Origin of the sequence: Candidatus Palibaumannia cicadellinicola (assembly GCF_002855795.1) — a bacterium.
Lineage (GTDB): Bacteria > Pseudomonadota > Gammaproteobacteria > Enterobacterales > Enterobacteriaceae > Baumannia > Baumannia cicadellinicola_C.
The window spans coordinates 1-10,800 of record NZ_NJPO01000061.1; the positions used below are offsets into that span (position 1 = coordinate 1).

Sequence of the window (10,800 nt, forward strand, 5' to 3'; positions counted from 1 at the left end):
ATTAAATTCAGCACTCAGTGGTACATACGTCAACGTGATACACGCGGTCACACTTATTACCTACCTGTAGGAATACGAATAAATACCGGATATTAAAAGGTAAAATATTTCAACCACGTGGTGGTCAATACTTTTTCTCATAACACTAACTATGTTAGAACTAAACTAATATTAACTAAATGTGCTACCAATAAGGGACGCTTATCTTAGATCCCTTAGGCGGTTTTGTTATTTATTATTGCGATCTCGTATTTTATTTCTACTTAGTTAATAGTTAACGTTAAGAACATATAACGATCTTTAATCGCCCTAACCTGGCGAGGTCGGATATAAGTACAAGGAATTTCTGACCACCATGAATAAACATAAGTCACTCAAAGCTCTGTCACCGCTGAGTGCAGAACAACTAGATCGCTTACAAGCAGCAAGCCGTGATTTATCTTCCCTTCAGTTAGCCTGGGTTTCAGGATATTTATGGAGCAGGGTATCTAATGATCCGCCAGTAGACGCTGCCGTCTCGCCGCAGGTTATTACTGTGCTGTCGGCTTCCCAGACAGGTAATGCTCGCCGGCTTGCGGAGCAGCTGTACGAAGATTTACGCGCAGCTCAGCTAGGCGTAGTACTGATTAATGCCGGAGATTATAAATTTAAGCAAATTTCCCAGGAAAAATGGTTGCTGATCGTGACTTCTACTCAAGGGGATGGAGATCCTCCAGAAGAGGCTGTAGCGCTGTATAAGTATCTTTTTTCTAACAAAGCTCCAGCGTTACCCGATACCAAGTTTGCTGTTTTTGGCTTGGGCGATAGTTCGTACACACACTTTGCGAAGATAGGTAAAGACTTTGACAGTCGGTTGGCCGAACTGGGTGCCCAGCGTTTGTATGATAGGGTAGATGCCGACGTGGAGTATCAAGAACCTGCAGATAGCTGGCGTAGTGAAATAGTTAAATTTTTGCAGAAACAGGTGAGAGCTGCTAGTCCTGAGCAGCACTTATCTCTTATTGGCAAAACCATCGAGGTTAAGAGTCACCTTTATAGTAAAGAGGCACCATTTATAGCATCTCTGGTGGTTAACCAGAAGATTACTAGCCGTAGCTCTCTGAAAGATGTTCGACATCTAGAGATAGACATTGCTGGATCAGGTTTATGTTATCAGCCCGGTGATGCATTAGGTGTGTGGTACGAGAACGATCCGGCACTGATCAGCGAGCTACTAGAATTATTAGGGCTGAAAGGCGACGAGTTAGTCCAAGTAGAGGGCAAAAGCATCCATATCAGCCTCAGTAAAGCTTTGCAAAAATATTATGAACTGACGCAAAACACCTCTGAGATGATTAAAAGTTACGCGAATATGGCGCAGGATAAATTATTACTAGCACTAGTGAACGATAGACAGCAACTCAAAGAGTTTGCGTTGTCAACCCCGTTCATCGATATGATACGCGGTGCTCCGACAGCGCTGCGTCCTGAAGAGTTATTAAAATTACTACGTCCGTTGATGCCACGCTTATACTCTATTGCTTCGTCGCAAGCTGAAGTTAGCGATGAAGTTCATCTTACCGTTAGTGTGGTAAGGTATAAAATAGATGGTCGGATGCACACCGGTGGCGCCAGTGGTTATCTAGCATATCGGCTCAGAGAAACTGATCCAGTTCGTGTTTTTATCGAACACAACGATAATTTTAAACTCCCGGGTGATCCAAATACTTCTATTATTATGATAGGGTCAGGAACAGGAATCGCACCATTCCGTGCCTTCATGCAGCAACGCGAAGCGGAATGTGCCCAGGGCGATAATTGGTTATTCTTTGGTAATCAACATCTTACTGACGACTTTTTGTATCAGGTAGAATGGCAACGCTATGTTAAAAATGGCCTGCTGAACCAAATAGATGTGGCATGGTCGCAAGATCAAACCCCCAAAATTTACGTACAAGATCTTCTATGGAAAAAGGGAGCTGAAGTCTGGCACTGGATTCAGCAGGGTGCTCATATTTATGTATGCGGTAATGCCAACCGAATGGCACGCGATGTAGAGCAAGTGTTAGTGAAGCTAGTGGCCAAATATGGTCGTATGGATAGCGAACAAGCGGATGAATTTTTAAGTGAGCTGCGCATGGCGCGCCGTTATCAGCGGGATACCTATTAATGAGTACACAAAAACCTAAAGCTACATTATCCGACAACGAGCGGTTAAAAAAAGTAAGTAATTTTTTGCGCGGTACTATCGCGCAAGATCTAAAAGATAAAATTACCGGAGGATTTAAAGGTGATAATTGCCAACTAATCCGTTTCCATGGTATGTATCAGCAAGATGATCGTGACCTACGTGCAGAACGCGCCGGTCAAAAGCTTGAGCCGCTTATCAATATGATGCTACGCTGCCGACTGCCTGGTGGTGTAATAACTCCGCAGCAATGGCTAGGTATCGACTCCTTCGCCACAGAACATACGCTGTATGGTAGTATTCGCCTCACAACTAGGCAAACATTTCAGTTTCACGGCGTGTTAAAGCCTAAGCTAAAAAAAATGCATCAACTACTCCATCTTCTGGGACTAGACTCCATAGCTACAGCTGGCGATGTTAACCGTAACGTCTTATGTACCTCAAATCCGATTGAGTCGGTACTGCATCAGCAGGCATGGGAGTATGCTAAGAAAATATCCGAACATTTTTTACCAAAAACGCGCGCATATGCTGAAATATGGCTGGACGGAGAGAAAACGGAAACCACAGATCAAGAGCCTATCTTAGGGGATACTTACTTACCGCGTAAATTCAAGACTACAGTTGTAGTTCCACCGCTAAACGATGTCGATTTGCACGCAAACGATCTGAACTTTGTCGCCATCAGCAACAACGGTCAATTAGTAGGCTTTAATGTTCTAGTCGGGGGCGGCCTGGCGATGACCCATGGCGATAAAAGCACCTACCCACGCAAAGCAAGTGAGTTAGGCTATATCAATTTAGTGGATACGCTAAAAATAGCAGAAGCAGTTGTTACAACCCAGCGTGACTGGGGCAATCGTTCTAATCGTAAAAATGCAAAAACCAAATATACCTTGGAACGTGTTGGCGTTGGCTTATTCAAGAAAGAGGTAGAAATTCGCGCAGGGATTAAATTCATGCCTATTCGACCTTATCACTTTACTGAACGCGGCGATCGTTTCGGCTGGGTACAAGGGATTGATAATCAGTGGCATCTGACGCTGTTTATTGAAAACGGCCGTATTATTGATGATACGAATCGAAAATTGAAAACTGGTATGATGGAGATCGCGCGCATTCATCAAGGAGATTTACGTATAACCGCTAACCAGAATATCATTATTGCCGGCGTTGAGAACAAAAATAAAGCACTCATTGAGTCGCTGGCTAGGCAGTATGGTTTAATTAACGATAATGTTACATTACAACGCAAGGCATCAATGGCATGCGTTGCTTTTCCCACCTGTCCGCTGGCAATGGCAGAAGCAGAACGTTTCCTGCCGCAGTTTGTAACTAAGGTAGAAAAGATCATGTTAAGTTATGGCTTAGGCGAGGAGAAAATTATACTACGAGTAACTGGCTGTCCGAATGGTTGTGGTCGCGCGATGTTAGCGGAAATTGGTTTAGTAGGAAAAACTATCGGCCGCTACAATCTCTACTTAGGGGGCGATAGTATCGGCACGCGCATTCCCAGAATGTACCGAGAAAATATTACCGAAGAAGAAATACTAAGCATTATTGACGATACTATCGGCCGCTGGGCCTGTGAACGTCAGCCGTACGAATCTTATGGCGATTATGTAGTGCGGGCCGGAATTATCTCCCCTGTAGTGGATTCAGCGTTAGATTTTTACGATTAACAGGAAATTAAGACAAAATTCATATGACAGCACTTGATCTCAGCCAATTTAATGCGATGGAGAAAGCGCAGCAGACAGAGGCTCTGGCGAGAATAAACCGGCAGCTAGAAAATCTTACAGCTGAGCAGAGGGTAGGTTGGGCCTTGGAGTATCTGCCGCAGCCGGCGACACTTTCTTCCAGCTTTGGTATTCAAGCAGCGGTAAGCCTACATTTGGTAACCAGTCAGCAGCCGAATATTCCAGTTATCCTGACCGATACCGGTTATCTTTTTCCAGAAACCTACCGGTTTATCGATGAATTAACAGAAAAACTACAATTAAATCTACAAGTATTTCGTGCCAACATATCGCCTGCTTGGCAAGAAGCGCGCTATGGTAAGCTATGGAAGCAAGGTCTAGAAGGTCTTAAGCTATACAATAAGATTAATAAAGTTGAGCCTATGAACAGGGCGTTAATCACACTAGGATCTTTAACTTGGTTTGCTGGTCTGCGGCGCACCCAATCTAGTAGTCGTTGCCTATTACCAGTACTAGCGGTTCAGCGAGGAGTGTTTAAGCTTTTGCCGATAATAGATTGGAACAACCGTCAGGTATATCATTACTTGAAAAAGCATGGTCTGAGCTATCACCCTCTATGGGAGCAGGGTTACTTATCAGTTGGTGATACTCATACTACTAAAAAATTTATGTCAGGTATGAATGAAGAAGATACACGCTTTTTCGGTCTCAAGCGTGAATGCGGCCTACACGAAGAAAACTGACTTACAACTGATTAATCCTGCGCAATAATGATAAAAGTCAATTACGTTTTTATTCCATAAAGGTAAATGAAATTCCAATTAAGAATTTCATTTGGCCGCATTTTAAGACATATAATCATAATATTACTTAATCACTTGTTTTGGCTGTGGAATATTTACCATTATTTGCGGATCTTAGGCGCCGGCCTATTTTAGTTGTTGGCGGAGGCGATATTGCGGCGCGCAAAATAAAGTTACTGATGCGGACTGGTGCACAAATTAGGGTAGTAGCGCGTGAGTTATGTCCTCAGCTAGCAGATATCACTCAGAACAGCGGTATCAACTGGATTGGTCCAATGTTCGATCCAGCTATGCTGGATGAGGTATTTCTGGTGATTGCAGCAACTAACGACGCAGAACTCAACGCACGAGTCTATAAGTGCGCAGATCAGCGCCATACATTCGCTAATGTAGTAGATGAACAGTCAAACTGCTCGTTTATTTTTCCCTCAATCGTCGATCGCTCGCCGATTGTGGTAGCTATCTCCTCAAGCGGCAAAGCACCAGTACTAGCACGTATGATACGTGAAAAAATTGAGTCGATGCTACCCATGTTCCTCGGCACGATGGCGACCATAGCTGGCGCCTGGCGCAACCGTATCAAAAAGTATATCTGCAACATGACGGAGCGCCGGAGCTTCTGGGAAAAAGCATTTAATGGTCGTTTTGCCAATATGGTCGCTCAAGGTAAGTTTGAACAGGCGGAGCAAGAGCTCGAGTATCAGTTACACAACAACTGCCTGTCGTCAAGTGGAAAAGTAGCTTTAGTAGGTGCTGGTCCGGGCGATAGCGGGCTGCTTACTTTACGCGGACTGCAACTCATGCAGCAGGCAGACGTGGTGTTATATGACTATCTAGTCAGCCCAGAAATTATAGATTTAGTACGCCGCGATGCTGATCTAGTCTGCGTGGGCAAGCGAGCCGGTGAACATTCTATGTCGCAGGCGGAGATTAACAGCTTGTTAGTAAAGTTGGCACAGCAGGGAAAAAATGTAGTACGGCTAAAAGGTGGCGACCCATTTATCTTTGGTCGCGGTGGCGAAGAGCTGCAGGAAGTGGCGGCAGCCGGTATTCCGTTTCAGGTAGTACCCGGCATTACTGCCGCCGCAGGCGCAACGGCCTATGCAGGCATTCCGTTGACTCACCGCGAGTATGCCCAGAGTATCACTTTAATCACAGGTCAGATGCGTGCCGGTTGCGATTTGTTTCACTGGCCGTCGTTGGCGCGCGGCGATCAAACTTTAGTAATTTATATGGGTGTGATGAAAGCCGCGGTAATAAATCGTCAGCTAGTAGCCTACGGCCGTGCGCCGCAGACACCGGTTGCAGTAATAAGTCGTGGTACCCATAAAGATCAGAAAGTTCTGATTGGTACACTAGAGCAGTTGGAAACGTTAGCTCTACAGGCGCTCCCTCCTGCGCTGCTCGTTATCGGCGAAGTGGTGACCCTTTACCATGAAATCAATTGGTTTGGTCAAGATAATGTAACAGCGCAAAAGAAAAAAACTAGCTGCGCGGGTAGTAAATCTGGTTTAAGGATATCAATTATGGAGCAACAACATTTGACATATTTGCGGCAACTGGAGGCGGAAAGCATTCATATCTTCCGTGAAGTAGTCGCTGAATTCAGCAATCCTGTGATGATGTATTCCATCGGTAAAGACTCTTCTGTCATGCTACATCTAGCACGCAAGGCTTTCTACCCTGGCAAGCTACCGTTCCCGTTGCTACATGTGGATACCGGTTGGAAGTTCCGTGAAATGTACGAGTTCCGCGATAATACTGCTAAAGCCTATGGTTTTGAGCTCCTAGTACATAAAAACTTAGAAGGTAAAGCTATGGGAATTAATCCCTTTGTACACGGTAGTGCCAAACATACCGATATTATGAAAACCGAAGGTCTTAAGCAGGCTATGAATAAATACCGTTTCGATGCTGCGTTCGGCGGTGCCCGTCGCGACGAGGAGAAATCTCGTGCTAAAGAACGTATTTACTCGTTTCGAGATCGTTTTCATCGTTGGGACCCAAAGAATCAGCGTCCAGAACTATGGCATAACTATAACGGACAGATCAATCAAGGTGAGAGTATCCGCGTTTTCCCGCTTTCTAACTGGACTGAACTGGATATTTGGCAATATATTTTACTAGAAAAACTAGAAATAGTACCGCTATACTTCGCTAAGGAGCGGCCTGTACTAGAACGCCATGGCATGCTGATGATGATAGACGACGATCGTATTGACCTACAGCCTGGTGAAATAATCGGCCAGCGTATGGTGCGTTTTCGTACTCTAGGTTGCTGGCCGTTAACTAGCGCAGTGGAGTCAAAGGCGCAAACGGTACCTGATATTATCAAAGAGATGCTCGTATCGACCACCAGCGAACGTCAGGGCAGGATGATCGATAGTGATCAATCTGGTTCGATGGAAATGAAAAAGCGTCAAGGTTATTTTTAAGAAGCCATCGAAATGAAAAATACTACTATAGCCCAAAAGATTGCTGAGCAAGGTGGTCTAGAAAGATACCTGCACTTCCAGCAAAATAAAAGTTTGCTGCGTTTTATCACGTGTGGCAGCGTAGATGACGGCAAAAGTACCTTGATTGGTCGCTTGCTGCACGACACCCAGCAGATTTACGAAGATCAACTATCAACTCTATACACAGACAGCAAACGTATCGGTACCCAAGGCGAAGAATTAGATTTTGCGTTACTGGTGGATGGTTTGCAGGCCGAACGTGAACAAGGTATTACAATTGATGTCGCCTACCGCTATTTTGCTACGGATAAGCGCAAATTTATTATTGCGGACACTCCTGGACATGAGCAATACACCCGTAATATGACCACTGGTGCTTCAACTTCTGATTTAGCTATCTTACTAATCGATGCACGTAAAGGCATGCTAGATCAAACACGGCGACATAGCTTCATCAGCACCTTGCTAGGTATATGTCATCTGGTAGTAGCGGTAAATAAAATGGATTTAGTAAACTACGATCAGGCGGTGTTTTCTAAGATTAAGCAAGATTACCTAACATTATCTAGGCAATTGCCAGGTAATTTAGATATAAAATTCGTACCGTTATCAGCGCTAGGAGGTGATAACGTTGTTCATCCTACAGTATCTATGTCTTGGTACAGCGGCCCAACATTGTTAGATATACTAGAAACGGTAGAAGTAATGAATCTTCATGAACAGCAGCAAGTACGTTTTCCGGTACAGTACGTTAACCGCCCGAATCTAGATTTCCGTGGTTATAGTGGAACAGTTGCTTCGGGCGTACTGCGGGTAGGGCAACCCATAAAAGTTTTACCGTCTAATATTACCTCCACGATTAATCGTATCGTAACTTTTGACGGTGATAAAACAGAAGCCTGGACGGGAGAAGCGGTGACGTTGGTATTGACAGACGCCGTGGATGTTAGCCGCGGAGATTTACTGGTGGACTGCGACACAGTGCTACCCGTAGTACAACACGCACAGGTTGATGTGGTATGGATGACTGATAAGCCGCTAGTAGCTGGTCAGAGCTACGACATAAAGATTGCAGGTAAGAAAACTATTGCACGGGTTGATCATGTCCAATATCAGGTCGATATAAATACCTTAAAACGACGTGTGGCGGATAATTTACCCCTAAATAGCATTGGAATAGTAAAACTAGAATTCGATGAGCCGATGATGCTAGAGAAATATACCAATAACCCAATCACAGGTGGGATGATATTTATCGACCGGCTCACTAACGTAACCGTAGGTGCTGGTATGGTTTGCCAGCCGTTACAAGACGTTTACCGACAATCAAATACCTACAGCAAATTTGAGCTAGAGTTTAATGCGCTGCTGCGTCAACACTTTCCGCACTGGGGCGTACGCGATTTACTGGGAGGTCAATAATGACCGGCCGCTACCAGCAACCTAATGATGACAATGTTGTTTGGCACATGCATCCGGTACAGCGTGCGGACCGAGAACGACTACATAAGCACCGTAGTGCAGTATTGTGGTTCACTGGTCTGTCCGGCGCAGGTAAATCTACGCTGGCAAGCGCGCTAGAACAAACGCTGTATAGCAAGGGGGTAAGTACTTACCTGCTTGATGGTGATAATGTACGTCATGGTCTCTGTCGCGATCTAGGCTTCAGCGATGATGACCGGCGCGAGAATATCCGCCGGGTTGGCGAGGTAGCTAGGCTGATGCTAGATGCAGGACTCATAGTACTAAGTGCTTTAATTTCACCTCACTGTAGGGAGCGGCAGATGGTACGTGATATGCTACCAGTAGGTAGATTTATCGAAGTTTTCGTAGATACCCCATTAACTATTTGTCAAGCACGTGATCCTAAAGGGTTGTATAATCAAGTACGACGCGGTAAATTACACAATTTTACCGGTATAGATTCTATTTATCAGCCACCGCAGCAACCAGAGATACATCTAAATGGCACACAATTAATAACAGAGTTAACAACTAGATTATTAGAACTGCTCAATGAACGCATAATTATTAACTTATGATTATTATGTATGATGCATTTTAAATCTTAACTATTGCTGGGTCCCAGAACAAATATTATCACTAAAAGTAGTAAGATAGCCAAACATTTTGGGCCGCTATTTGTCGCATGTATGGAGCTGCCTAGCTGCAAATGATATTATCAGAAGATTAATGTGACTGGTTTCCATAGGTTAAATGGGAGGCCGGAAAATGAATAAATTAGCGCTGCTACTATTAGTGCTTTTTATCTGGCTACAATATTCTCTTTGGCTGGGTAAGAACGGTATCATTAATCTAGTTCGCATTAATAGTAATATCGTTACGGAAAACAACAATAACGCTAAACTGAAGACGCGTAATGCTCAGCTATTTGCTGAAGTTTATGATTTAAATGATGGCCAAGATGCGATAGAAGAACGCTCACGTAATGAGCTAGATATGATTAAGCCTGGCGAGACTTTCTATCGGTTAGTGCCAAGACTACAACCAACAACCGATGGCACAATCCCAAAGAGAAAATAAATTATGACCTTACCTAATGTAGTAGCAATTTTGCCTGCTGCAGGAATAGGTCGCCGTATGCAAAACCCATTGCCAAAGCAATATCTCACTATTGGCGAAAACACCCTGCTAGAACTTGCAATATACGCGTTATTACGTCAGCCTTGCATCCGTCAAGTGATTGTTGCCATCAGTCCCGACGACCGGTGGTTTTATCAGTTGCCGGTTGCCTATGAACAGCGGGTAAGAGCTGTTACGGGTGGTAGCGAACGGTCCCATTCGGTAATGGTAGCACTACACCATGTAAAGCGGGCATCCTGGGTACTAGTTCACGATGCGGTACGCCCATGCTTACATCAGGACGATCTGCTATGCCTGCTCACTGTTACAGCACGTTCTACAGTGGGAGGTATCTTAGCAACGCCAGTGCGCGATACTATGAAGCGTGCCTGCAACGGCACGGAAACGATAGCTCACACTGTAGAGCGGACGGATTTGTGGCATGCGCTAACACCACAGTTATTCATGCTGGAATTACTGAAAAGTTGTCTGAATCGAGCGCTAAAAGAAGGAGTAACCTTGACTGATGAGTCTTCGGCACTAGAGTATTGCGGATACCAGCCTTTATTAGTGCCTGGTAGAGCGGATAATATCAAAGTGACTTGGCCAGAAGATCTGTTGCTGGCAAGTTTTTATTTATCTCAATTAGCTTACTAAAAGAGAGTGTCAATGCGTATCGGTCATGGTTTTGATGTTCATCAATTCGGCGGAGAAAGCAAGCTTATTATAGGGGGTGTCCACATTCCCTTTCCGCAAGGGTTACGATCCCATTCTGATGGTGACGTTGCGCTACACGCTGCTACTGACGCCTTACTTGGCGCCGCAGCACTAGGCGATATCGGTCAACTATTCCCAGATACAGATCCAATATTCAGGGGTGCTGATAGCCGTAAGTTACTGCGCTACGCCTGGCGACGTATTATTGCTAAAAACTACCGTCTTGGTAATTTAGATATCACGCTGATTGCCCAGTATCCTAAAATATCTCCGTATATTCAGCAAATGCGTCTCTATCTGGCAGAAGATCTCCATTGTCACATAGATGATATCAATGTGAAAGCTACCACCACCGAACAGTTGGGATTCACGGG

Annotated in this window: 9 protein-coding genes and 1 pseudogene; all 10 read left to right on the top strand. The window is 44.6% G+C overall.

All coding sequences use genetic code 11. From position 1 onward, the window contains the following. The first annotated feature begins 355 nt into the window (after nucleotides 1-355). Nucleotides 356-2,149, top strand: coding sequence for an NADPH-dependent assimilatory sulfite reductase flavoprotein subunit (gene cysJ, locus CEX73_RS01215; protein WP_101626796.1), 1,794 nt, complete (start codon nucleotides 356-358; stop codon nucleotides 2,147-2,149). Beyond that, on the top strand, nucleotides 2,149-3,849 hold the full coding sequence (gene cysI, locus CEX73_RS01220) for an assimilatory sulfite reductase (NADPH) hemoprotein subunit (protein WP_101626797.1): 1,701 nt from the start codon (nucleotides 2,149-2,151) through the stop codon (nucleotides 3,847-3,849). Before cysJ ends, cysI begins: the two co-directional genes overlap by 1 nt. Before the next feature lie 23 nt (nucleotides 3,850-3,872). Continuing rightward, nucleotides 3,873-4,610, top strand: a complete 738-nt coding sequence (locus tag CEX73_RS01225) for a phosphoadenylyl-sulfate reductase (protein ID WP_101626798.1) — start codon at nucleotides 3,873-3,875, stop codon at nucleotides 4,608-4,610. 146 nt (nucleotides 4,611-4,756) lie between these two features. Beyond that, nucleotides 4,757-6,139, top strand: a pseudogene (gene cysG, locus CEX73_RS01230) (siroheme synthase CysG); the annotation flags it as partial. Between the two features lie 57 nt (nucleotides 6,140-6,196). Beyond that, nucleotides 6,197-7,105 (top strand): sulfate adenylyltransferase subunit CysD, encoded by a 909-nt coding sequence (gene cysD / locus CEX73_RS01235; protein WP_101626804.1) that lies wholly within the window; start codon nucleotides 6,197-6,199, stop codon nucleotides 7,103-7,105. Nucleotides 7,106-7,117: 12 nt separating this feature from the next. Beyond that, complete coding sequence (gene cysN / locus CEX73_RS01240; protein ID WP_101626799.1) at nucleotides 7,118-8,548, top strand: sulfate adenylyltransferase subunit CysN; 1,431 nt, start codon at nucleotides 7,118-7,120, stop codon at nucleotides 8,546-8,548. Further along, nucleotides 8,548-9,168: an adenylyl-sulfate kinase gene (gene cysC, locus CEX73_RS01245; RefSeq protein WP_101626800.1), complete on the top strand. Its 621-nt coding sequence runs from the start codon at nucleotides 8,548-8,550 to the stop codon at nucleotides 9,166-9,168. Before cysN ends, cysC begins: the two co-directional genes overlap by 1 nt. A gap of 190 nt (nucleotides 9,169-9,358) precedes the next feature. Continuing rightward, entirely contained in the window at nucleotides 9,359-9,670 is a 312-nt protein-coding gene (ftsB, locus tag CEX73_RS01250) for a cell division protein FtsB (protein WP_101626801.1), read from the top strand. A gap of 3 nt (nucleotides 9,671-9,673) precedes the next feature. Continuing rightward, on the top strand, nucleotides 9,674-10,366 hold the full coding sequence (gene ispD, locus CEX73_RS01255) for a 2-C-methyl-D-erythritol 4-phosphate cytidylyltransferase (protein WP_101626802.1): 693 nt from the start codon (nucleotides 9,674-9,676) through the stop codon (nucleotides 10,364-10,366). Between the two features lie 12 nt (nucleotides 10,367-10,378). Beyond that, nucleotides 10,379-10,800: 2-C-methyl-D-erythritol 2,4-cyclodiphosphate synthase (gene ispF / locus CEX73_RS01260; protein WP_101626803.1), on the top strand; the 422-nt coding region annotated here is incomplete at its 3' end.